20 protein-coding genes and 1 pseudogene are annotated in these 23,892 nt (G+C 60.6%); 9 read left to right on the forward strand and 12 right to left on the reverse strand.

Going from position 1 to position 23,892, the window contains the following annotated elements; genetic code table 11:
• The first annotated feature begins 166 nt into the window (after nucleotides 1-166).
• The 4 genes from AB4N82_RS03645 (at nucleotide 167) to AB4N82_RS03660 (ending at nucleotide 5,261) form a co-directional block, all read left to right on the forward strand.
• Nucleotides 167-2,758 (forward strand): glycosyltransferase, encoded by a 2,592-nt coding sequence (locus tag AB4N82_RS03645; RefSeq protein WP_122680267.1) that lies wholly within the window; start codon nucleotides 167-169, stop codon nucleotides 2,756-2,758.
• 111 nt (nucleotides 2,759-2,869) lie between these two features.
• Nucleotides 2,870-4,021 (forward strand): succinyl-diaminopimelate desuccinylase, encoded by a 1,152-nt coding sequence (gene dapE / locus AB4N82_RS03650; protein WP_099601269.1) that lies wholly within the window; start codon nucleotides 2,870-2,872, stop codon nucleotides 4,019-4,021.
• Nucleotides 4,021-4,830, forward strand: a complete 810-nt coding sequence (locus AB4N82_RS03655) for a putative RNA methyltransferase (protein WP_122764869.1) — start codon at nucleotides 4,021-4,023, stop codon at nucleotides 4,828-4,830. The genes dapE and AB4N82_RS03655 overlap by 1 nt, the downstream gene beginning before the upstream one ends.
• Before the next feature lie 53 nt (nucleotides 4,831-4,883).
• Nucleotides 4,884-5,261 carry a hypothetical protein gene (locus tag AB4N82_RS03660; protein ID WP_032891679.1) on the forward strand — a complete coding sequence of 126 codons (378 nt, stop codon included), beginning with the start codon at nucleotides 4,884-4,886 and terminating at the stop codon, nucleotides 5,259-5,261.
• 145 nt (nucleotides 5,262-5,406) lie between these two features.
• Here AB4N82_RS03660 and AB4N82_RS03665 read toward each other — a convergent pair whose 3' ends face one another.
• On the reverse strand, nucleotides 5,407-5,616 hold the full coding sequence (locus tag AB4N82_RS03665; RefSeq protein WP_032891681.1) for a cold-shock protein: 210 nt from the start codon (nucleotides 5,614-5,616) through the stop codon (nucleotides 5,407-5,409).
• Nucleotides 5,617-5,800: 184 nt separating this feature from the next.
• Between AB4N82_RS03665 and plsB the strand changes: the two genes are divergently transcribed.
• From plsB to AB4N82_RS03680, 3 genes are read left to right on the forward strand one after another with little or no spacing between them, the layout of a single operon-like run.
• Nucleotides 5,801-8,305 (forward strand): glycerol-3-phosphate 1-O-acyltransferase PlsB, encoded by a 2,505-nt coding sequence (gene plsB / locus AB4N82_RS03670; protein WP_032891682.1) that lies wholly within the window; start codon nucleotides 5,801-5,803, stop codon nucleotides 8,303-8,305.
• Nucleotides 8,306-8,356: 51 nt separating this feature from the next.
• On the forward strand, nucleotides 8,357-8,758 hold the full coding sequence (locus AB4N82_RS03675; RefSeq protein ID WP_032891684.1) for a YbaY family lipoprotein: 402 nt from the start codon (nucleotides 8,357-8,359) through the stop codon (nucleotides 8,756-8,758).
• Between the two features lie 27 nt (nucleotides 8,759-8,785).
• On the forward strand, nucleotides 8,786-9,475 hold the full coding sequence (locus tag AB4N82_RS03680) for a DUF4197 domain-containing protein (RefSeq protein ID WP_032891686.1): 690 nt from the start codon (nucleotides 8,786-8,788) through the stop codon (nucleotides 9,473-9,475).
• 37 nt (nucleotides 9,476-9,512) lie between these two features.
• On the opposite strand, the gene AB4N82_RS03685 is transcribed toward AB4N82_RS03680, so the two are convergent.
• From AB4N82_RS03685 to AB4N82_RS03695, 3 genes are read right to left on the reverse strand one after another with little or no spacing between them, the layout of a single operon-like run.
• Nucleotides 9,513-10,106, reverse strand: coding sequence for a LysE family translocator (locus AB4N82_RS03685; RefSeq protein ID WP_099601265.1), 594 nt, complete (start codon nucleotides 10,104-10,106; stop codon nucleotides 9,513-9,515).
• A 2-nt stretch (nucleotides 10,107-10,108) separates the two neighbouring features.
• Entirely contained in the window at nucleotides 10,109-13,174 is a 3,066-nt protein-coding gene (locus AB4N82_RS03690) for an efflux RND transporter permease subunit (RefSeq protein WP_460104421.1), read from the reverse strand.
• A gap of 6 nt (nucleotides 13,175-13,180) precedes the next feature.
• On the reverse strand, nucleotides 13,181-14,281 hold the full coding sequence (locus AB4N82_RS03695; RefSeq protein WP_095183996.1) for an efflux RND transporter periplasmic adaptor subunit: 1,101 nt from the start codon (nucleotides 14,279-14,281) through the stop codon (nucleotides 13,181-13,183).
• Nucleotides 14,282-14,374: 93 nt separating this feature from the next.
• On the opposite strand from AB4N82_RS03695, the gene AB4N82_RS03700 reads away from it, so the two are divergent.
• Entirely contained in the window at nucleotides 14,375-15,010 is a 636-nt protein-coding gene (locus AB4N82_RS03700; RefSeq protein ID WP_032891696.1) for a TetR/AcrR family transcriptional regulator, read from the forward strand.
• Nucleotides 15,011-15,013: 3 nt separating this feature from the next.
• On the opposite strand, the gene AB4N82_RS03705 is transcribed toward AB4N82_RS03700, so the two are convergent.
• A complete protein-coding gene (locus AB4N82_RS03705) occupies nucleotides 15,014-15,796 on the reverse strand; it encodes a class I SAM-dependent methyltransferase (protein WP_095183995.1) in 783 nt (260 codons plus the stop codon).
• A gap of 96 nt (nucleotides 15,797-15,892) precedes the next feature.
• On the opposite strand from AB4N82_RS03705, the gene AB4N82_RS03710 reads away from it, so the two are divergent.
• Nucleotides 15,893-16,513, forward strand: a complete 621-nt coding sequence (locus AB4N82_RS03710) for an energy transducer TonB (protein ID WP_122764868.1) — start codon at nucleotides 15,893-15,895, stop codon at nucleotides 16,511-16,513.
• Between the two features lie 3 nt (nucleotides 16,514-16,516).
• On the opposite strand, the gene AB4N82_RS03715 is transcribed toward AB4N82_RS03710, so the two are convergent.
• The 7 genes and pseudogenes from AB4N82_RS03715 to ppc form a co-directional block, all read right to left on the reverse strand.
• Nucleotides 16,517-17,215, reverse strand: a complete 699-nt coding sequence (locus AB4N82_RS03715; protein ID WP_122764867.1) for an extensin-like domain-containing protein — start codon at nucleotides 17,213-17,215, stop codon at nucleotides 16,517-16,519.
• A gap of 3 nt (nucleotides 17,216-17,218) precedes the next feature.
• Nucleotides 17,219-18,046: an isocitrate lyase/PEP mutase family protein gene (locus tag AB4N82_RS03720; RefSeq protein WP_032891704.1), complete on the reverse strand. Its 828-nt coding sequence runs from the start codon at nucleotides 18,044-18,046 to the stop codon at nucleotides 17,219-17,221.
• 27 nt (nucleotides 18,047-18,073) lie between these two features.
• A pseudogene (locus tag AB4N82_RS03725) lies at nucleotides 18,074-18,933 on the reverse strand (DUF72 domain-containing protein).
• Entirely contained in the window at nucleotides 18,933-19,223 is a 291-nt protein-coding gene (locus AB4N82_RS03730) for a hypothetical protein (RefSeq protein WP_460104427.1), read from the reverse strand. The pseudogene AB4N82_RS03725 and the gene AB4N82_RS03730 overlap by 1 nt, the downstream one beginning before the upstream one ends.
• Nucleotides 19,224-19,383: 160 nt before the next feature.
• Entirely contained in the window at nucleotides 19,384-20,070 is a 687-nt protein-coding gene (tsaB, locus tag AB4N82_RS03735) for a tRNA (adenosine(37)-N6)-threonylcarbamoyltransferase complex dimerization subunit type 1 TsaB (protein WP_032891708.1), read from the reverse strand.
• 91 nt (nucleotides 20,071-20,161) lie between these two features.
• The gene (gene adk / locus AB4N82_RS03740) at nucleotides 20,162-20,809 is read right to left on the reverse strand and encodes an adenylate kinase (RefSeq protein ID WP_003172225.1); all 648 of its coding nucleotides are present in this window, start codon (nucleotides 20,807-20,809) and stop codon (nucleotides 20,162-20,164) included.
• Nucleotides 20,810-21,105: 296 nt separating this feature from the next.
• Complete coding sequence (ppc, locus tag AB4N82_RS03745) at nucleotides 21,106-23,733, reverse strand: phosphoenolpyruvate carboxylase (protein ID WP_032891709.1); 2,628 nt, start codon at nucleotides 23,731-23,733, stop codon at nucleotides 21,106-21,108.
• Nucleotides 23,734-23,892 lie beyond the last annotated feature (159 nt).

A 23,892-nucleotide genomic window follows, 5' to 3' on the forward strand; every position in this document is an offset into this window, starting at 1 on the left:
CGAAGCAACAAGCTACAAGTAAAGAACTTAGATGGCCTTTCGCTGACTAACGTCCGGCTTTTCTCTGTCTGCTGTACGCTCGGGGAAAGGCCGGTGTAGGATGCGCGCCGTTCGGTGCAGGCCGACACCTCTTTTCGTTCCACACCCTTTGGAACCCGACATAACCATGGCATCGCGTAAATTTGGACTCAACCTGGTGATCGTGCTGGCAATTGCAGCGCTATTCACCGGCTTCTGGGCGCTGGTCAACCGCCCGGTCACTGCTCCCAACTGGCCTGAGCAAATCTCCGGTTTTTCCTACTCGCCGTTCCAGCAAGGCCAGTTCCCGCAGAAAGACCAGTACCCCACTGACGAACAGATGCGTCAGGACCTTGCGATCATGAGCAAGCTGACAGACAACATCCGCACCTACTCGGTCGACGGCACACTGGGGGATATCCCCAAGCTGGCGGAAGAGTTCGGCTTGCGCGTCACCCTGGGGATCTGGATCAGCCCAGACCTGGAGCGCAACGAACGCGAGATCCAGCGCGCCATTGAGATCGCCAACAGCTCGCGCAGTGTCGTGCGCGTGGTGGTCGGCAACGAAGCCTTGTTCCGCGAAGAAATCACCCCCGAGGCACTGATCGTGCTGCTGGACCGGGTGCGCGCCGCGGTGAAGGTACCGGTGACCACCTCCGAGCAATGGCACATCTGGGAAAAGAACCCGCAACTGGCCAAGCACGTCGACCTGATCGCCGCGCACATTTTGCCGTTCTGGGAATACATTCCGATGGACAAGGCCGGCCAATACGTACTCGATCGCGCCAGGGACCTGAAGAAATTGTTCCCGAAAAAGCCACTGCTGCTATCGGAAGTTGGCTGGCCGAGCAACGGCCGCATGCGCGGTGGCAACGAAACGTCCCCGGCAGACCAGGCGGTGTACTTGCGCACCCTGGTGAACAAGCTCAATCGCCAGGGCTACAACTACTTTGTGATTGAGGCCTTCGACCAGCCGTGGAAAGTCAGCGATGAAGGCTCGGCCGGCGCCTACTGGGGCGTTTACAACGCCGCGCGCCAGCAAAAATTCAACTTTGAAGGTCCTATTGTCGCCATCCCGCAATGGCGCGTACTGGCCATCGGCTCGGTGGTGCTTGCCCTGCTGTCCCTGACCCTGCTGATGATCGACGGCTCGGCCCTGCGCCAGCGTGGCCGGACGTTCCTGACCTTTATCGCATTCCTTTGCGGCTCGGTACTGGTGTGGATCGGCTACGACTACAGCCAGCAATACAGCACTTGGTTCAGTGTCACCGTGGGTATCCTCCTGGCGCTCGGCGCCCTCGGCGTATTTATTGTGTTGCTGACCGAGGCCCACGAACTGGCGGAAGCAGTCTGGACTCACAAGCGTCGCCGTGAATTCCTGCCGGTTGAAGGGGATTCGGACTACCGCCCGAAAGTGTCGATCCACGTGCCGTGCTACAACGAGCCGCCGGAGATGGTCAAACAGACCCTCGACGCCCTGGCCGCGCTGGATTACCCGGACTACGAAGTCCTGATTATCGACAACAACACCAAAGACCCGGCTGTTTGGGAACCGGTGCGCGACTACTGCGAAACCCTCGGCCCGCGCTTCAAGTTCTTCCACGTCGCGCCCCTGGCCGGTTTCAAGGGCGGCGCGCTGAACTACTTAATCCCGCACACCGCCAAGGATGCTGAAGTGATCGCGGTGATCGACTCGGACTACTGCGTGTCGCCGAACTGGCTCAAGCACATGGTGCCGCACTTCGCCGACCCGAAAATCGCCGTGGTGCAGTCGCCGCAGGACTACCGCGACCAGAACGAAAGTACTTTCAAGAAGCTCTGCTACGCAGAATACAAAGGCTTCTTCCACATCGGCATGGTTACCCGTAACGACCGCGACGCGATCATCCAGCACGGCACCATGACCATGACCCGTCGCTCGGTGCTCGAAGAACTCGGCTGGGCCGACTGGTGCATCTGCGAAGACGCTGAACTGGGCTTGCGGGTGTTCGAGAAAGGCCTGTCGGCGGCGTATTACCACGACAGCTACGGCAAGGGCCTGATGCCCGATACCTTTATCGACTTCAAGAAACAGCGTTTCCGCTGGGCCTATGGCGCGATCCAGATCATCAAGCGTCACACCGCCAGCCTGCTGCGCGGCAAGGACACGGAGCTGACCCGTGGCCAGCGCTACCACTTCCTCGCGGGCTGGTTGCCGTGGGTGGCGGACGGTATGAACATCTTCTTCACCGTCGGTGCGTTGTTGTGGTCGGCGGCGATGATCATCGTGCCGACGCGGGTCGATCCGCCGCTGCTGATTTTCGCGATCCCGCCGTTGGCGTTGTTCGTGTTCAAGGTGGGCAAGATCATCTTCCTGTACCGCCGTGCCGTGGGCGTGAACCTCAAGGATGCGTTCTGCGCCGCACTGGCTGGCCTGGCGCTGTCCCACACCATCGCCAAGGCGGTGCTGTATGGCTTCTTCACCACCAGTATTCCGTTCTTTCGTACGCCGAAAAACGCGGATAACCACGGCTTCTGGGTCGCGATTTCCGAAGCCCGCGAAGAAATGTTCATCATGCTGCTGCTGTGGGGCGCTGCGCTGGGGATCTACCTGGTGCAAGGCCTGCCAAGCAATGACATACGTTTCTGGGTGGTGATGCTGCTGGTGCAATCGCTGCCGTATGTGGCGGCGTTGATTATGGCGTTCCTTTCGTCGCTGCCCAAACCGGCAGCCGCACCTGAGCCAGCGCCGGCCGCGTAAAAACTTGCGCAATGCACTAAACGGCGGCCTCTGGTCGCCGTTTTGCTATAAGATAACGGCCGTTTTGTCCGCCCGCCCTGCTCTTCCAAACATGCTTTCCGGAGTTTTCCCATGACGGCCCATGCCGACCTTTCGCCGACCCTTCAACTTGCCATCGACCTGATCCGTCGCCCCTCGGTCACGCCGATCGACGCCGATTGCCAGAAGCTGATGATGCAGCGCCTGGGCGACGCTGGTTTTGCGCTGGAGCCGATGCGCATCGAAGACGTGGACAACTTTTGGGCTACCCACGGTAAGCATGAAGGTCCGGTGCTGTGCTTTGCTGGCCACACTGACGTAGTGCCAACCGGCCCGGTACAGGCCTGGCAGAACGACCCGTTTGACGCGCTGATCGACGAAAACGGCATGCTCTGCGGGCGTGGCGCAGCCGACATGAAAGGCAGCCTCGCCGCGATGCTGGTGGCTTCGGAACGTTTTGTAGCCGACTACCCGGACCATAAGGGCTCGGTTGCCTTCCTGATCACCAGCGATGAAGAAGGCCCGGCGCACCACGGCACAAAAGCCGTGATCGAACGCCTGGCCGCGCGCAAAGAGCGCCTGGACTGGTGCATCGTCGGCGAACCGTCGAGCACCACCCTGGTAGGTGATGTGGTCAAGAACGGCCGTCGCGGCTCCCTCGGCGCTACGCTGACCGTACGCGGCGTGCAGGGCCATGTGGCCTACCCGCACCTGGCGAAGAACCCGATCCACCTGGCCGCACCGGCCTTGGCGGAATTGGCCGCCGAGCATTGGGACAACGGCAACACCTTTTTCCCGCCGACCAGCTTCCAGATCTCCAACCTCAATTCCGGCACTGGCGCCACCAACGTGATCCCCGGTGACCTGACGGCGGTGTTCAACTTCCGTTTCTCCACCGAATCCACCGTCGAAGGCCTGCAGCAACGCGTTGCAGCCATCCTCGACAAACATGGCCTGGACTGGCATGTGGAATGGGCGCTGTCGGGCCTGCCGTTCCTCACCGAACCGGGCGCTTTGCTCGACGCCGTGTCTGCCAGCATCAAGGCGATCACCGGTCGCGAGACCCAGGCGTCCACCAGCGGCGGTACGTCGGATGGCCGCTTCATCGCCACCCTCGGCACCCAAGTGGTCGAGCTGGGCCCGGTCAACGCGACGATCCATCAGGTCAACGAGCGCATCCTCGCCAGCGACCTCGATGTACTGACCGAAATTTATTACCAGACCCTGATCAAGTTGCTCGCCTGATGCTCGCTTGTCCCATTTGCAGCGCCCCGCTCAACGCGGTCGAAAACGGCGTAGCCTGCCCGGCCGGGCACCGGTTCGACCGGGCTCGCCAGGGTTACCTGAACCTGTTGCCGGTGCAGCACAAGAACAGCCGCGATCCGGGCGACAACCTGGCCATGGTCGAAGCACGCCGTGACTTCCTCAACGCCGGGCATTACGCCCCGGTGGCCAAGCGCCTCGCCGAACTGGCGGCTGAACGCGCACCGCAGCGCTGGGTCGACATCGGCTGTGGTGAGGGTTACTACACCGCGCAGATCGCCGATGCCTTGCCCCACGCCGACGGCTATGCCCTGGATATTTCCAAGGAAGCGGTCAAGCGTGCGTGCAAGCGCAACCCGAAGCTGACCTGGTTGATCGCCAGCATGGCACGCGTGCCGTTGGCCGATGCCAGCTGCCATTTCCTCGCCAGCGTGTTCAGCCCATTGGACTGGCAGGAAGCCAAACGCCTGCTCAGCCCCGGCGGCGGCCTGATGAAAGTCGGTCCTACGAGTGGCCACCTGATGGAGCTGCGCGAGCGTCTGTACGATGAAGTGCGCGAGTACACCGACGACAAACACCTGGCTCTGGTGCCAGACGGCATGAGCCTGGCGCACAGTGAAACCCTGGAGTTCACCCTGAGCCTGGCCGCCCCCAAAGACCGCGCTAACCTGCTGGCCATGACACCCCACGGCTGGCGCGCCAGCGCCGAGCGCCGTGCCGAAGTGATCGAGGCTGCCGAGCCGTTGCTGGTCACCGTGTCGATGCGTTACGACTATTTCGTGCTTCAATAACCGACTTTAAGTATCCGCGAATGGATTTTCGAATCCCGCAACGAGGAATATCCATGCGCCAACCCGATATCGAGATTTACCTGAAGGACGCCGACGTCGACTACAAGGCCATCGCCGCCTGGCTGGGCGCCGCCCTGGGCCCGTGCACCGACTGGGTCCAGCGTGGCCAGACCTACAAGTGCAAGGCCGGTGACGTGCCGGTCACCTGGCTGCCCAAGGCTGTAGGCAAATGGAACAGCCTGTACCTGGAAAGTGACCAAACCCCGTGGGACGACGACATCGCCTGCGCCCGCGCCGCGTTTGCTGCACTGAACGTTGAAGTGCGCTGCGCGCCGGGGACGTGGGTCGAGGAAGAAGGTGAGGAAAGTGCCGACACCTGGATTCGCATCAGCGCAGACGGTGAAGAGCAGATCACCTGGAAAACTGCCTGAGCCTGAGCGGTAAACCACAATCAACATGTGGGAGGGGGCTTGCCCCCGATAGCGGTGTATCAGCCAATGTGTTCAGTGACTGACACTCTGCAATCGGGGGCAAGCCCCCTCCCACATGGGTTCTGCGGTGTAACAAAAACCCGTATTACAAACCGACCACATCCTCCGCCTGCAAGCCCTTCTCGCCGGTCACCACGGCGTATTCCACCTGCTGGCCCTCGGCCAGGGAACGGTGGCCATCACCGCGAATAGCGCGGTAGTGCACGAACACATCCTTGCCATCTTCACGCTGAATAAAGCCATAGCCCTTTGCATCGTTGAACCACTTCACATTGCCGGTTTCGCGCGTTGCCATCTGTCTTACTCCCACGTACGTTTTTTTATTGTTGAGTCAGTCGCGTTGAACTGCCGAGTATAAGACAGGCTCAAAAACGATCAACTCAAGTTTACATCGCTGCTTTTTTGCCGATTTTCGGCGAATACGGCACACTACGCGCCCGAGCGCCTGCTCGGTTTTTTCCACTTGAAGCAGCTCGCCTATGACCCGCTCCCCGTTCCGCCGTCTGGTGTTTGGCACCTTGCGCCGACTGTTGTACCTCTGGGTTCGCTCGGAAACGATCAACCAGTCGTCCCTTACCCTCAACCTGGACCGCAGCCGGCCGGTGTTCTACGTCCTGCAATCGCCCTCCCTCACCGAATTGGCGGTGGTCGATGCCGAGTGCACCAAGGCCGGCCTGCCGCGCCCGGTGCTGCCAGTATCGGTTGGCCCGTTGATGGAGCCGGCGGCGTTCTTCTACCTCACGCCTGAACCGGACTGGCTCGGCCGTCAGGACAAGCGCGGCGCGCCGCCCACCCTGACTCGCCTGGTCAACACCCTGAGCGAACACGCCGAAGAGAATGCACAAATCATTCCGGTCAGTGTGTTCTGGGGCCAAACCCCGGCGAGCGAGTCCAGCCCGTGGAAACTGCTGTTTGCCGACAGTTGGGCCGTCACCGGCCGTCTACGCCGTCTGTTGAGCATCCTGATTCTTGGTCGCAAGACCCGTGTGCAATTCTCCGCGCCCATCAACCTGCGTGAATTGATCGAGCACAATAAAGGGCACGAACGCACTGTGCGCATGGCCCAGCGCATCCTGCGTGTGCACTTTCGTAACCTGAAGACAGCCGTAATCGGCCCCGACCTGTCTCACCGCCGCAACCTGGTCAAAGGCCTGGTGAATATGCCGCTGGTGCGTCAGGCGATCCTGGATGAAGCCGAACGGGAAAAAATCAGCCCCGAAAAAGCCAAGGCCCAGGCCCTGCGCTATGGCAACGAAATCGCCTCGGACTACACCTACACCGCGATCCGCTTCCTCGAAGTGGTGCTGAGTTGGTTCTGGAACAAAATCTACGACGGCATCAAGGTCAATAACATCGAGGGCGTGCAAAAGGTTGCCCAAGGCTACGAGGTGATTTACGTGCCTTGCCACCGCAGCCATATCGACTACCTGCTGCTGTCCTACCTGCTGTTCAAGAATGGCCTGACCCCGCCGCACATCGCCGCGGGTATCAACCTGAACATGCCGGTGATCGGCAGTTTGCTGCGCCGGGGCGGGGCGTTTTTCATGCGCCGCACCTTCAAGGGCAACCCGCTGTACACCTCGGTGTTCAACGAATACCTGCACACCCTGTTCACCAAGGGTTTCCCGGTTGAGTACTTCGTCGAAGGCGGACGCTCGCGTACCGGACGCATGCTGCAACCGAAGACCGGGATGCTGGCCATTACGCTGCGCAGTTTCCTGCGCTCCTCGCGTATGCCAATTGTGTTTGTGCCGGTGTATATCGGCTATGAACGCGTGCTGGAAGGCCGGACCTACCTCGGAGAACTACGCGGCGCGAGCAAGAAGAAGGAGTCGATTTTCGACATTTTCAAAGTAGTCGGCGCGCTCAAGCAGCGCTTTGGCCAGGTCGCGGTCAACTTCGGCGAGCCGATCAAGCTGGCGGAATTCCTCGACAGCGAACAACCCGACTGGCGCACACAGGAACTGTCCCCGAACTACAAGCCGGCGTGGCTCAACGAAACCACCAACCGCCTCAGCGAGCGGGTGGCCCGCCACTTGAACGAAGCGGCGGCGGTGAACCCGGTGAACCTAGTGGCCCTGGCGCTGCTGTCCACCACACGCCTGGCGTTGGACGAACAGGCCATGGCCCGCCAATTGGACCTGTACCTCGCGCTGCTGCGCCGCGTGCCTTACTCACCCCACACCACTCTGCCCGAGGGGGATGGCCTGGCGCTGATCAAGCACGTCAAGGACATGGACCTGCTGTCAGAACAGAGCGACGCCCTCGGCAAGATTGTCTACCTGGACGAGCAGCACGCCGTCCTGATGACCTACTACCGAAACAACGTGCTGCACATCTTTGCCCTGCCGGCGCTGCTGGCGAGTTTTTTCCAGAGCAGTTCGCGGATGAGCCGCGAACAAATTCTGCGCTACACCCACGCGCTGTACCCATACCTGCAATCGGAGCTGTTTATCCGCTGGTCGCTGGAGGAGTTGGACACTGTCGTCGACCAGTGGCTGGAAGCCTTTGTCGAACAAGGTCTGCTGCGCTTCGAAAACAACGTGTACTTGCGCCCGGCGCCAAGCTCGCGGCAATTCGTACTGCTGACGCTGCTGTCCAAGAGCATCGCCCAGACCCTGCAACGCTTCTACATGGCAATCTCGCTGCTGCTCAACAGCGGCCAGAACACCATCAGCGCCGAAGAGCTGGAGGACCTGTGCACGATCATGGCCCAGCGTCTGTCGATCCTGCATGGCCTCAATGCCCCGGAGTTCTTCGACAAGAGCCTTTTCCGACACTTCATCCAGACGCTGCTGGAACAAGATGTGCTGCGTCGCGATGAGGCCGGCAAACTGAGTTATCACGATCTGCTCGGCGAACTGGCAGAAGGCGCGGCCAAACGGGTGTTGCCGGCTGAGATTCGCCTGTCGATTCGCCAGGTGGCCCTGCATCGTGTTGATGGCGCAGCCGAACAACCGGATGAGCCTGAAGAAACCCGCTAGATTGAATAAGGCGCCAGCGGGATGCTGGCGTCGCTGACAAGGAGCCGCACCATGAAAAAGATCATCCTCCTGAGCCTGACCGCCCTGCTGGGAGCTTGCCAATCCATGACCCCTGCCCCCAAGGCCAGCCTCGATGGCGAAGTGTTTTACCTGCAACGCATCGCCCTGCCGCCAACAGCAACCTTGAGTGTCAGCCTGCAGGACGTGTCCCTTATGGACGCCCCGGCCGTGATCCTTGCGGAACAGAAAGGCCCGATCAAAGGCCAGGTACCGCTGCCGTTTCACCTGAATTACGACCCGGCACAGATTAAACCGGGCCACAGTTATTCGGTGAGTGCTCGCATCGAACAGGATGGCAAGCTACTGTTTATCACTACCGAACGTCACGCCGTGCAGCTCAACGGCCAGGATCCGCAGCCGCTGCGCCTGCGGGTTGATGCGGTCGCACACTGATATTTTCCAGATCATAAGGAAGCGCAAATGCTCCGTAATTCCCTTCGCCTCACTGCTCTGTGTGCCGGCCTGCTGCTCGGCGCCAACGCCATGGCCCTGGACCTGAGTAGCCTGTCCCAAGGCGACGCCAGCGGCGGCCTTAAGGATGCCCTGACCCAAGGCGCACAGATCGCAGTGAAACAACTGGGCAAACCCGGCGGTTTCAGCGACAACCCTGAAGTGAAGATCGGCCTGCCGGGCAAACTGGGCAAAGTCGCCGAGAAGTTGAAAATGTTCGGCATGGGCGACCAGGTTACGCAACTGGAAACCAGCATGAACAAAGCGGCTGAAACCGCTGTGACCCAGGCCCAGCCGATCCTGGTCAACGCCGTGAAAAACATGAGCGTGACCGACGCTAAAGGCATTCTCAGCGGCGGCCAGGATTCGGCCACCCAATACCTCAACAAAAGCTCGCGCGATGCAATCCGCGCCAAGTTCCTGCCGATCGTCAAGGCCGCTACGGATAAGGTCGGCGTGGCCCAGCAGTACAACGCCCTGGCGGGCAAAGCGGCAGCCTTTGGTGCGGTGGATGCCAAGAGCGCCAACGTCGAAAACTACGTGACCGAACAGGCGCTGGATGGTTTGTTCAAGATGATTGCGCAGCAGGAAGAGACGATTCGCAAGAACCCGGCCGCTGCAGCGACGAGTTTGGCGAAGAAGGTGTTTGGAGCACTATAAGCAGCGCAAGGATCGCTCCCTGCAACGGGGAGCGATTCTAGTGAAAAACTGAATCGGCCAGTCGGCCCATCATCAAGGTTGCGAAGCAGCCAATGGCAATCGACGTGATTCGATTGATCTTCAAGGGCGTGAGCCAACTCTTCTGCATCCCTTCGAAGCGACTCCCCAACAACACCCAAGCGGCGCCTACCGGCACAACCACCAACGCCAATAACCCCATGAACTCGGCATAACCTTGCGCGGCGGTGAAGGTATTGGACGGAGCGATAAAGGAAACGATCAGCAAGCCCTTGGGATTCATGACCGTCAACAAAAAGAAGTACAACCCGGTGAAGCGATCTTTGCCAGGGCTGATCTCGCTGTTCTTGCGCTGCCACAATTTGCACGACACATACAGCAGGTAGCACGCCGCCGCCAGTTGCGTCGCCTTCAACGCCCACGGTGAAAACGCCGCGAGATAGAGAAGCGCCACACCCCATGCCGACACTTGCAGCAAATACGCCAGGCACTCGATTAGCACGAGCTTGCAGGATGCCCGAAACCCGAACAACACACCTGCGCGAAACAGCAGGGTGTTGGTGGGGCCAGGGGCAAGCAGTAGCAATATCAGGGCTGAAACAGTGGCCAACATGGTTACGCGACGTCCTTCCTCACTTTGAACCACGCAGCATACAGTGCCGGCAGGAACAATAGCGTCAACGCCGTCGCCACAATCAGCCCGCCCATGATCGCCACCGCCATCGGTCCGAAGAACACACTGCGAGACAGCGGGATCATCGCCAATACCGCCGCGAGTGCCGTCAGCACAATCGGGCGGAAGCGTCGGACGGTGGCTTCGATAATCGCCTGCCACGGCGCCAAGCCAGCCTTGATGTCTTGCTCGATCTGGTCCACCAAGATCACCGAGTTGCGCATGATCATGCCCGACAAGGCGATGGTCCCTAACATGGCTACAAAGCCAAAGGGCTGACGAAACACCAGCAGGAACAGCGTGACGCCGATCAAGCCCAGCGGCGCCGTGAGAAACACCATTGCCGTGCGTGAGAAGCTGCGCAGTTGCAGCATCAGCAAGGTCAGCACCACCACAATAAACAGCGGCACGCCGGCCTTCACCGAGTTCTGCCCGCGGGCGGAGTCCTCGACGGTACCGCCGACGTCCAGCAGGTAGCCATCCGGCAGCTCGGCCCGCACGCCTTCGAGGGTCGGCAGGATCTGCTGCACCAGCGTCGCCGGTTGTTCCTTGCCATAGATGTCGGCGCGCACGGTGACCGTCGGCAGGCGATTACGGTGCCAGATGATGCCTTCCTCGAATCCGTATTCGAGGGTGGCGATCTGCGACAGGGCCACGCTTTTACCGTTGTCGGTCGGCACCGCCAGGCTAGGCAGCAGCGACAGTTCGGTGCGTTCGTGGACCGTGCCGCGCAGGAGGATCTCGATCAATTCGTTGTCCTCCCGGTATTGGCTGACGCTTGAGCCGGTGAGTGAACTCTGCAGGAATTTCGACAGGTTGGCAGTGCTCACACCAAGGGCGCGGGCGCGGTCCTGGTCGATGTTCAGGTAGACAATTTTGCTCGGTTCTTCCCAGTCCAAGTGAACGTTGACCACGTGGGTATTTTCGCGAACCTTGGCGGCAACTTTCCGTGCAAGGGCGCGAACTTCCTCGATATGTTCGCCGGTCACGCGAAACTGCACCGGATAACCCACGGGCGGGCCGTTTTCCAGGCGGGTAACGCGCGAACGCAGGTCGGGAAATTGTTCGTTGAGGGTTGCGATCAGCCAGGTACGCAAGCTTTCGCGCTCTTCGATGGTTTTGGCCAGCACCACAAATTGCGCAAAGCTCGCGGCGGGCAGTTGCTGGTCCAACGGCAAGTAGAAACGCGGCGAACCGGTGCCGACGTAAGCCACGTAGTTCTCGATGCCGGCATGGTCCTTGAGTAAGGCTTCCAGGCGTTTGACCTGATCGGCAGTGTTGCTCAGGGACGCGCCTTCGGCCAGTTTCAGGTCGACCATCAGTTCCTGGCGCCCCGAGGCCGGAAAGAACTGCTGTGGCACAAAGCGAAATAGCGCCACTGAGCCGATAAACAGCAGCACTGTCAGTACAATCACGGTTTTACGTCGAGTGACGCACCACTCCACCAAACGCCTTACGCGCTGGTAGAACGGCGTTCCGTAGGGATCCGGGCCCTCAGCGCCATGTTTGGCTGCGTGAATCTTCGCCAGGTCCGGCAGGAGCTTTTCCCCCAGGTATGGCACGAACACCACCGCGGCGACCCACGAGGCCAGTAACGCGATGGTCACCACCTGGAAAATCGAACGGGTGTATTCGCCGGTGCTCGATTGCGCAGTGGCAATCGGCAGGAAACCTGCCGCCGTAATCAGCGTGCCGGTGAGCATCGGGAAGGCGGTGCTGGTCCAGGCGAAACTGGCGGCCTTGAGCCGGTCGTAGCCCTGCTCCATTTTGATTGCCATCATTTCCACGGCGATGATCGCGTCATCCACCAGCAAACCGAGGGCGAGTACCAGTGCGCCGAGGGAAATCTTGTGCAGGCCAATGCCGAGGTAATACATGGTGGCGAAGGTCATCGCCAGCACCAACGGAATCGCCAGGGCCACCACCATGCCGGTGCGTACGCCGAGGGAGAAGAAGCTCACCAGCAATACGATCGCCAATGCCTCGGCCAATACCTGCACGAATTCCCCGACACTGGTTTTCACCGCTGCCGGTTGATCCGACACCTTGCGCAACTCCATGCCTGCCGGAAGGTTCTTCTGCAAACGTGCGAATTCGCCTTCTAGCGCCTTGCCCAATATCAGGATATCGCCGCCGTCGCGCATGGCCACGGCCAGGCCGATTGCATCGGCGCCCATGTAACGCATGCGCGGTGCCGGCGGATCGTTGAAGCCACGGTGAATGTCAGCTACATCGCCGATACGAAAGGTCCGGTCGCCCACTCGAATCGGAAAGTCGCGGATCTCCTCCACTGTCTTGAAGTTGCCCGACACACGCAGTTGCACGCGCTCGCTCGGGGTTTCAAAGAAGCCGGCCGTGGACACCGCGTTCTGTTCCTGCAACGCCTGCTGAACCGCTGCCAATGGCAGGCCGAGGGTGGCGAGCTTGAGGTTGGACAGCTCGATCCAGATTTTCTCATCCTGTAGGCCGAGCAACTCCACCTTGCCCACATCCGCTACCCGTTGCAGCTGAATCTGGATGCGGTCGGCGTAATCCTTGAGCACGGCATAGTCGAAACCGTTGCCGGTCAGCGCATAGATATTGCCGAAGGTGGTGCCGAATTCATCATTGAAAAACGGACCCTGGATATCCGGCGGCAAGGTCTGACGGATGTCGCTGATCTTCTTGCGCACCTGGTACCACAGCTCAGGAATCTGCGCCGAGTGCATGGAGTCGCGGGCAATGAAGGTAACCGTGGACTCGCCAGGGCGCGAGAACGAGACAATGCGCTCGTACTCGCCGGTTTCCATCAGTTTTTTCTCGATGCGCTCGGTGACTTGACGCGAGACTTCCTGGGCCGTAGCACCGGGCCAGTTGGTCTTGATCACCATGGCTTTGAAGGTGAATGGCGGGTCTTCACTTTGTCCCAGCTTGGTGTAGGACAAGGTGCCAACCACGGCCAGCAGGATCATCAGGAACAGTACGATCTGGCGATTACGCAACGCCCATTCGGAAAGATTGAAACCCATCGGGGACTACTCCTTGGCCGCCAGATTCACGACACGGTTGGAGCGATCCACCGGGCGCACTTGCTGGCCCTCGTGGAGCACATGCACGCCCGCGGCGACCACCCAATCGGTGGGTTTCAAGCCTTCCAGCACCGGAACGGTTTTTTCGCCGAAGGCGCCAATGCGCACCGGTACGCGCTTGAGGGTATTGTCCGTTTCCACACGCCAGACGTAAGACGCGCCATTCTCCGCGCTGAGGGCAGACAGCGGCACCGACAGCGGAACGACACCCTCGGTCTGTATGAATACGCGAGCGCTTTGGCCCAATTCCGCCGGGACTTTACCGCCGGTAAACGCCACTCGGGCGGCAAAGGTGCGCGATTTTGGATCGGCTGCGGGAGACAGTTCACGGATGCGTCCGGTAAAACGCTGGTCCGGCTGGCTCCACAACTCCACGGCTACCGGCTGACCGATCTTGAAGCGACCAAAGCCTTGTTCGGGCAGGCTAATGAGCACTTCGCGCTCGCCATCGGTGGCCAGGGTGAACACGGTTTGGCCAGCCGACACCACTTGGCCGACCTCCACGGCGCGCTTGGCGACGACTCCATCCTGCGGGGCACGGAGCACGGCGTAACCGGCTTGGTTGCTGGCCACGTCGAATTCGGCCTTGATCTGCTTGAGGCGCGCTTCGCCGGATCGGTAGAGGTTTTCGGAATTGTCGTACTGAGAACGGCTGACCATCTGACGGTCCATCAGGGTCTTATAGCGATCGCGCTCGGCGCGGACCAGGCTCAGGTTAGCTTGGGCAGCGGCGACTTGGGCGCGGGTAGCCTCCAATTGCAGGCGCACGTCCTGGGGGTCGAGTTCCGCCAACGGTTGGTTGGCCTTGACGCGCTCACCCTCTTCAACCAGGCGTTTGCTGACTTTGCCACCGATGCGAAAGGCCAGGTCCGGCTCATAGCGAGCCCGCACTTCTCCGGGGTAGCTGTCCATCGACTGTGCCGACGGTTGCGGTTGCACCACCATGGCAGGGCGGACGGTAATCTGGGCCGGTTCTTCATGGCCGCAGGCGGCCAACATTAAGACCAGGCTGACAGGCAACGCAAAGGGCAGGAAAGTGCTGCGCATGCTGAAGGACCTTTCGCAAATGAAGCTAGGAATAATTATACTGGCCAGTATGTTATTAATACCAAACTCACCAGTCCAGTATTAAAGGTGAAAATGTCCGACAATCGCGTTAACACCAATAGCCCCGGGCGTCCCAAGGACATGGCAAAACGCCAGGCAATTCTTCAGGCAGCGAAAACTCTGTTTTTGGGGAATGGTTATGCCAGCACCAGCATGGATGCCGTAGCCCTTGAGGCAGGCGTGTCGAAACTGACCGTCTACAGCCACTTCACCGACAAAGAGACCTTGTTCACCGCCGCCGTGGTGGCGACATGCGAAGAGCAGCTACCGGTGATGTACTTCGAGCTGCCTGAGGGCATGCCAGTCGAGACGGTGTTGCTGAATATCGCGCGCGGTTTTCATCGGCTGATCAACAGCGAGGAGTCGGTGAACCTGCATCGTTTGATGATGACCACCGGCAATCAGGACGTGAAACTCTCACAGATCTTTTTCGAAGCCGGGCCCATGCGCATGCTCCAGGGCATGGAGCGCCTGCTCAGCAAGATCGACCAGAGCGGTGCCCTGAGCATCGACAAACCTTTCACGGCGGCCGAGCACTTCTTCTGCCTGCTCAAGGGCACGGCAAATTTCTGCCTGCTGTATGGCTGCGGCGGGCATCTGAGTGAACACGCCGCCGAAGCCCATGTGCAGGAGGTAGTAGGGTTGTTTATGCGGGCGTACAGGCCTTGAACATCAGGCTTTGAGCGCTTTTTTGGGATAGATGTCATACCGGCTGGACTTGCCGTCCAGCGCATGGCTCGGCTTTGGTCCCTCGATGCACGGCGCCTTGCGGGGGCGCTTGACCACCACGCGATGGCTGGCCAGGGCCAGGGCGGCGGCCAACAAGGCTGGCGCATCCGGATCATCACCCACCAGCGGCCGAAACAGGCGCATTTCCTTCTTCACCAAGGCGGTTTTCTCACGGTGAGGGAACATTGGGTCGAGGTAGATCACCTGGGGCGGCTCGCCTTCCCAGTTCAGCATCACGTCGATGGAGTTGCCCTTGAGCAGCTTCATGCGCGCCACGATTGGCGCGACTTCAAAGTCATCTGCGCCACGCGCCAGGCCGTCTTCGAGCAAAGCGCCGATCAACGGCTGGCGCTCGATCAGGCTCATCTCACAGCCCAGGCTGGCCAGCACAAACGCGTCCTTGCCCAGGCCTGCCGTGGCGTCCAGCACCCGAGGGCGCACGCCTTGGGCGATGCCTACGGCTTTAGCGATCATCTGCCCGCTGCCGCCACCATAGAGTCGACGATGAGCTGCACCTCCCTCAACAAAGTCCACCCGCACCGGGCCCGGCGCGTCAGGACCTAGCTGTTGCAGCTGTAGGCCATGCTCGCCAACTTGCAGGGAAAAGTCCGCGTCAGCGAGCTGTAAAGGCAAGCCAAGCAGAGATGCCCACTGCTCGGCGCGGTCCTTAAAACCTTCGCCCAAAGCCTCGACCTGGATGCGGCTGGCCGCTGGTTGTTCGCTCATGAATCACTACGCTCAAAAATATTAAGGATCGGCAAACAGCGGCCGATAAAAATAACAGTCAGGTATTTTGCCAGAGCTGAGCGTCGACCGAGAAAAATGTCAGACATTCTCCCCCTAACCATCGGTGTACTGCCGACCCATAACCATTACGGCCTGCGCAATACTCAAGCGCTGGCCGGGGTGAGTCATGTGTGGCAAGACTTCTTCGCCCGAGCGCTGGCCGAGCAGCTCGGCGATACGCAGGGCGCGCTGGCCGCCCAGGCGCCGGCGCCGATGGACCCTGCGGTAGAACCCCACGAAGGCGCCGACCTGCTGTCGCAGATCCTCACGCAGCGTGAGTGCGACGTGAAAGACACTGAAATCGCTCCGCCTGAGCCACTTTTCCTGCCGATCGCCGAATTCGAAACCGAATTGCTGCCTCCGGCTGCAACTCCGTTCCCTGACGAAGAAATCGTCGCCCAGCAGCGCCAACAGAACTTCGAAAGCAGTTGGGTACGCCCCATCGTCCTCACCGCAGGCCAACCGCTGCCCGAGCCTAGCCCGGCGCCGCAACCTCGCCCTCTGCACCTGCCGATCGCGGAGTTCGAACTGGACTTGCTGCCGCCGCCCGCCACGCCGTACCCGATCGAAGAGCTGGTGGCCCAACAAAAGGCCTTGGACTTCGACTACCACTGGGCACGCCCACTGATCGCCAACAACCTGCGCCTGGCGGCCTGAGCCTTAGCGACACACCCACCAACGCCCCATGTCCAGATGGAAATGGTTGCGGTGCGCGGCGTTGTAATCCGGGCTCAACACCACGTTGAAATCATCACAGGCACCATCGCGCACCTGACGTAAAAACCGTGCGCTGGCGCCCTCCCCCGGCCAATCCTTGAGCACGCTGATACTGCGCCCATCCGCCAGCCGAAACCCGGCGATATCCAGAGCATTGGCCGAAGCATGCTGGCTGAGCCGCCCCTCGGCCCGACCATAGATATTGCGGCAGGCAAAGCTGCCCAGGTGATCGACCCGCGTGACCGCCTGGCCAAACACCGCCTGCGCCGCCGGTTGCAGGCTGTGGCGCTCAAACAGTGCGAACGCCACCGCCAACGGGCAACTGGCGAGAAAGCTGCTGCTTAATGCCACTTCTGCGCCCTGCACGCGCAAGGTATTGCGCAAAGGGCAGGCGGCGTCTGCGGGCGTGTCCGCCTGATGACTGACACGCAGACCGGACGTTTTCAGCACCTCGTCGCACAACGCCGGATCCTCCTGCAGGCGGCCCAGTTTGTAGCGGGTCAACAGGTTTGGACTGGCACGCACGTCCAGCGGTGCCCACGGGTTCCACTCAGCGGGCAGCGGCACCCAGCCTCGCCATACGCCCACGGCAACAGCAGCGCCGAGCAGCAGCAACACGCCCAATATTTTGAAAAAACGCACCGCTTAGCCCTTGAAGAACTGATTGGCCGTGCTGAAGGGCATCGAGCGTTCAGTAAAGCTGAAGGTGCCCAGTTCATAGACTTCCTGGGCCGCCCGGTAGAACTCACCATAAGCCGCCAGCGCCATGGCCGATCCCACGCTGATGCGCTTGACGCCCATCGCGCTCAATTGCGCCACGCTGAGTTTCAGCCCACCAGACATCAACACATTCACAGGCTTTGGCGCCACGGCCTTGACCACCGCCAACACCTCATCGGCGCTGCGCAAGGCCGGCGCATACAGCACGTCGGCACCCGCTTCGGCGTAGGCCTGCAGACGGCGAATGGTGTCAGGTAAATCCAGGCGACCATGCAGGAGGTTTTCCGCACGGGCCGTCAGGGTGAAGGGGAATGGCAGACTGCGAGCGGCGGCGACGGCGGCTTCCACACGTTCCACTGAGAGGTCAAAGGGGTAGATCGGGTCGGCGCTGATACCTGTGGCATCTTCGATGGAGCCGCCGACAATGCCGCTGGCAGCAGCGCGCAGGATGGTTTGGGCACAGCCTTCGGGGGTATCACTGAAGCCGTTTTCCAGGTCGGCTGCCACCGGCAGTGCGGTGGCCTTGGCGATCATGGCGGCATTGAGCAAGGTGTCTTCCAGGGACAACGCCCCTTCCGCATCCGGGCGCCCCAGGCTGAACGCGTAACCCGCACTGGTCGTGGCGAGAGCTTCAAAGCCGAGGCTGGCGAGCATTACTGCGGAGCCTGCGTCCCAAGGATTAGGCATCACGAAGGCGCGGTCGCGCTCATGCAAGGCCTTGAAGGTTTCGGCGCGTCGGGTTTGGGCATCCATGACTGAATCCTGGCGAAAAAAGGAGCCTTAGAGTAACCCCAGTTGTTCGACTTCGGGTTGCCGATCCAATGTCGGCAACGCGGGCAAGCCAGGCAGACGCGCCATCAGCTGAGCGTGGAAGCGCAGTGCCAGCTGCGCGGCGAGCCGGTTATCCGAGGTGTGCAGGAACACATAGGGCGTGCGGCCCTCTTCGATCCAGCCGGCAATTTTCTCCACCCATGGGATCAGGAACGGGTCGTTAGCCTCAAGCTCGGGATGGCCGATAAATCGCACTTGGGGAAACTGGGTCAGCGCGGCCGGGCGTGTGGGCACCTTGGGCTTTTTTGATTGGGCATGCAGCACCGCTGCCGATGTGGACGTGCAACTGAACAATGCGCGCGGGTCGAGGCAGATACGTTCGACGCCACGGTCGCGCAGCAGACGGTTGAGCATGCGCTCGGCATCGCCCTTGGCGAAGAACTCCGGTGGCGCACTTCCACTGCCAGCGGGCGCTCCAGTCCATCAATAAAACCGGCCAGTTCCGCCAGGCGCTGCGGCGAGAAACTCGCCGACAGTTGCAGCCACAACGGCGAAACTCGCTCACCGAGCGGGCTCATCAAACTGACAAAGCTTTCTGCCGCTGGCAATTGCTCACGCAAGTCGCCGCCATGGCTGATATCACCTGGAAACTTGGCTGTGAAACGAAAATCGTCGGGCATGATGTCGGCCCAGCGCTGCACGGTCGCGGCCGAAGGGCGGGCGTAGAACGTGGTATTGCCTTCAACCGCATTAAAGACTTGGGAATAGAGGGCAAGGTAGTCGCTGGAGCGTGCATCGGCGGGATACAGGTACTCGCGCCAGGCGTTTTCGCTCCAGGACGGGCAACCGAGGTAGTAAGGCAGGCGCATCAGATGTGGATGTCGAGGCCCAACACTTCCATATCCCATTCGACAAAGCCGGCGGTGGTCAGGTAGCTGGCCAGGGCAGCGGCAACGCTTTTGCTCATCGAGCGCGGGAAAACCATGTCTTGTTGACGGGCGGGAAGACCGCTGATTCGTGCTTGGGCGTTGGACTGTGCATCGGGCTGGACTTCGATGAAGTCCGGTGAGTCTTCGACGGACTCGTCTACCGTGACGTTCGCCTTACGCGGCTTACGTTTGATTGGGTAGGACTGTGAGGAAAAGCCGTCTATACGCATCGATGCGAACTCGGTATCGGTGATGGCATTTTAGTGGCGCAATCCGTAGCGCGCAAATGCTCTGGTGATAACTAGAACACATAATTTGAAAAAGGTTTAAAACCCGTGGCAAATTCTGACGATTGGCGACTTTTGCCTCACATTGCCATCATTTTTGGCGTCAAATAATCCCGCGTTCGGCTTTGGTTTGAGCCACTTTATCGCGCAGATAAACCGGAGCAGCCTGATCCGCAGGAATCGCCTCGCCACGCTCAAACGCGAAGCGCGCCAGGGTCAGCAGATCTTCCGCGTGAGGCAACATGGCGGCGTCCTGGCCAACCCGTTGAACGCCGATACGCTCGCCGTAGCCCCAGCCAGTGCCAGCACCAAACCAGTCGCCGCTAGCATCGTCCGGCAATACTGACGATTCCGGTGACTGCACAGCTTCCACACCCACCAGACGCATCTCGCCAGCGGTTTCGCGGTAGCAACCCCAATAGACCTCATCCATCCGCGCATCAATGGCAGCTGCGACTTGCGAAGCGCCATGCTCACGCAATGCGCGCTGGGCCAGCACCGCAAGGTTGGAGACCGGTAATACCGGGCGCTCCAGGGCAAATGCCAGGCCCTGGACTACGCCAATGGCGATCCGCACACCGGTAAACGCCCCCGGACCACGGCCAAAAGCGATGGCATCGACAGCAGCCAGGGTGGTGCCCGCCTCTTCCAGCAGTTGCTTGATCATCGGCAACAGCTTCTGCGCGTGCAGGCGCGGGATCACCTCGTAGTGGCTCGTAACGATGCCATCGTGCAGCAAGGCAACGGAGCAAGCTTCAGTCGCGGTGTCCAGGGCCAGCAGGGTGCTCATCGGTGTGGGTGTCCAAGTCGAAAAAAAGTGCGCCAGTATAAAACAACAACGGCCCGCAAGCGGGCCGTTGTTGAGCGAGCTGATCGAAGGATCAGCTCAGTGCTTGCAGCACCTTGGCAGTGATGGCTTCTACCGAGCCAACGCCAGGGATGTGGCTGTACTTCGGCTTGCCCTGGGCAGCGGACAGCTTCTGGTAGAAATCTACCAATGGCTTGGTCTGCGAGTGGTAGACCGACAGGCGATGACGCACGGTTTCTTCAGTGTCGTCTTTACGCTGCACCAGGTCTTCACCGGTGACATCGTCCTTGCCTTCAACCTTCGGCGGGTTGTAGACGACGTGGTACACGCGGCCCGAGCCCTCGTGAACGCGACGACCGGCAATACGCTGGACGATTTCTTCGTCTTCAACGGCGATTTCGACCACAGCATCCAGCTCAACGCCGGCCTTCACCAGGGCTTCAGCCTGGGGAATGGTGCGTGGGAAACCGTCGAACAGGAAACCGTTCTTGCAGTCTTCCTGGCTGATGCGTTCCTTGACCAGGTTGATGATCAGGTCATCGGAGACCAGGCCGCCGCTGTCCATCACGCTCTTGGCGATCAGGCCCAGCTCGGTGCCAGCCTTGACGGCCGCACGCAGCATGTCGCCGGTGGAGATTTGTGGAATGCCGAATTTTTCAGTGATGAACTTTGCCTGAGTACCTTTACCGGCCCCGGGAGCTCCCAGCAGAATGACGCGCATCGATGTGCTCCTCAATTTTTTATATAGAGATGACGCTCGGATTCACCGCGTGGGGGCAAATCTCGTAGAAGTATGGCTCGTAAAAATAGGATTCCGGCCGCCCAAACGGCCAAAGGCTGATCAAGATACACAGCAGGCCTTAACCACACAAGCCGCCAAAAGTCGCAGGAACCGCGCCCGGCATCCGCCATAGGTAGGGTGTGCCTGAGTGCAACCCGACGCTCTAAACGCCGACCGCCCTTTTCCGGACGGTCGTCGTGGTTTATCTGCAAGCCCTTGAGAACACGCAAAAAACCTCAGCCGGTGTTGCGCAACCCGGCGGCAATACCGGCCACGGACACCAGCAGCGCCTGTTCCAGAGGGCTGTCCTGCGCCGCTTCCTGCTGGCGCGAACGTGCCAGCAACTCAGCCTGCAACAGGTGCAAGGGATCAAGGTAGGTGTTGCGCAGGCGAATGAACTCCAGGGTGTCAGGGCTGTGGGCCAGCAGTTGCGACTGGCCAGTCAGGCCAAGCACCACGTCACACGCCTGCGACAATAGGTCGCGTAAGTGCACCCCCAATGGCAACAGATCCGGCTGCACCAGGCGCTCGTCATAGAGACGCGCGATATCGGCATCCGCCTTGGCCAGGACCATTTCCAGCATATCGATACGGGTACGGAAGAACGGCCACTGCTCACGCATCTGCCCCAGCAGTTCACCTTCGCCGCGTTCTAACGCCTTGCTCAACGCCGCTTCCCAGCCCAGCCAGGCAGGCAGCATCAGCCGAGTCTGTGTCCAGCCGAAGATCCACGGAATGGCGCGCAGACTTTCTATACCACCAGCACGGCGCTTGGCTGGACGACTGCCCAACGGCAAACGGCCGAGCTCCTGCTCGGGGGTGGACTGGCGAAAATATTCAACGAACTGCGGATTTTCCCGCACCACCGCACGGTAGGCGCTGACACCATCGGCGGCCAATTCGTCCATCAAGTGGCGCCAGGCTGGCTCGGGTGGGGGCGGTGGCAGCAGCGTCGCTTCCAAAACGGCGGCCAGGTAAAGATTGAGGTTCTGCTCGGCGATATCCGGCAGGCCGAACTTGAAGCGGATCATCTCGCCCTGCTCAGTGGTACGGAAACGCCCTGCCACCGAGCCCGGAGGCTGCGACAGGATCGCGGCGTGTGCCGGGCCGCCGCCACGGCCGACGGTGCCACCGCGACCATGGAACAACAGCAGTTCCACCTGTTGCTCGCGACAGATATCCACCAACCGTTCCTGGGCGCGGTATTGCGCCCACGCAGCAGCGGTGGTGCCGGCGTCCTTGGCTGAGTCGGAGTAACCGATCATCACTTCCTGCGGGCCCTGCAAGCGCGCACGGTAGCCCGGCAGAAGCAACAGTTGTTCGATCACGGGACCGGCGTTATCCAGGTCGGCCAGGGTTTCGAACAGCGGCACCACGCGCATCGGCCGTTGTACGCCCGACTCTTTAAGCAGCAATTGCACGGCGAGCACATCCGACGCGGCGCCGGCCATGGAGATGACATAAGAACCCAACGAGGCAGCCGGCGCGGCAGCCACTTCCTTACAGGTGTTGAGTACTTCGGCTGTGTCCGCCGACGGTTTGAAATAGCCCGGCAGCAGCGGTCGCCGGTTGGCCAATTCCTTCATCAGGAAGCTGATGCGTGCGTCTTCGTCCCACTCGTCGTAACGACCGAGGCCCAGGTAATCGGTGATTTCGGTCATGGCCGCCGAATGGCGACTGGAATCCTGGCGCACATCCAGCCGCACCAGGAACAGGCCAAAGGTCACAGCACGGCGCAGGCAATCAAGCAACGGACCGTCGGCGATCACACCCATACCGCACTCATGCAGCGACTGGTAGCACAGCTCCAGCGGTTCCAGCAGGTCGCGGTTGTTCTGCAACACCTCGGCCGGTGCCGGCGTGCTGCTGCTCAATGCGGTGTGCGCCCATTGGCGTGTGGCTCGCAGACGTTCGCGCAGTTGCTTGAGCACGGCGCGGTAGGGCTCGACGCTGTCGCCAACCTTGGCCTGCAACGCTGGGCTGGCCTTTTGCATCGACAGTTCGGACGCCAAGTGGTCGATATCGCGCAGGTATAAGTCAGCGGCCATCCACCGTGCGAGCAGCAACACTTCACGGGTGACCGGCGCGGTCACATTCGGGTTGCCGTCGCGATCGCCGCCCATCCACGACGCAAAACGAATCGGCGCGGCTTCCAAAGGCAGACGCAGGCCAGTGGCGGCATGCAGGGCCTGGTCAGCCTTGCGCAAATAATTGGGGATGGCGTGCCACAGCGAATGCTCAATCACCGCAAAGCCCCATTTGGCTTCGTCCACCGGAGTGGGTCGGGTGCGGCGGATTTCTTCGGTGTGCCAGGCTTCGGCGATCAACCGTTGCAGGCGTTGGCGGATCTGTTCGCGCTCAGCCGTGGTGAGGTCGCGGTGATCTTGCAGCGCCAGTTGCGCGGCGATGGCATCGTATTTCTGGATCAGGGTGCGGCGCGCCACTTCGGTGGGGTGGGCGGTGAGGACCAACTCGATCTCCAGGCGCCCCAACTGGCGGGCCAGGGATTCATTGCTATGGCCTTCGCTTTGCAAACGCGCCAGCAATTCAGGCAACACACGGGATTCGAACGGTGCCGGCTGCGACTCGTCACGCCGGTGAATCAACTGGTACTGCTCGGCGATATTGGCGAGGTTCAGGAACTGGTTGAACGCCCGAGCCACGGGCAGCAGTTCGTCCTCCTGCAACTGGTTGAGGCTGGTGCTCAGCTCATCACCGGCACCCCGGCGGTCAGCCTTGGCGCCTTTGCGGATCTGCTCGATCTTGTCGAGAAAATCATCGCCATACTGCTCTCGAATGGTGTTGCCCAGCAGTTCACCCAGCAGGTGAACATCCTCACGCAAGCGTGCATCGATATCACTCATCAGCCAATCTCCAGCCAGAAATCCGGGACGCGCAGGCCTGCCAGAGTGCCGTCAGCATCGTTTTATGACAAGACTTTAAACCTTGCGGCTTGCAGCTAGTCTCAACTGTGAGCCGCCGCATTATCCACGCGAGCGACTGGTCACTCATCACCGCCTGCC

It is taken from the genome of Pseudomonas sp. H1_D04 (genome assembly GCF_054683855.1).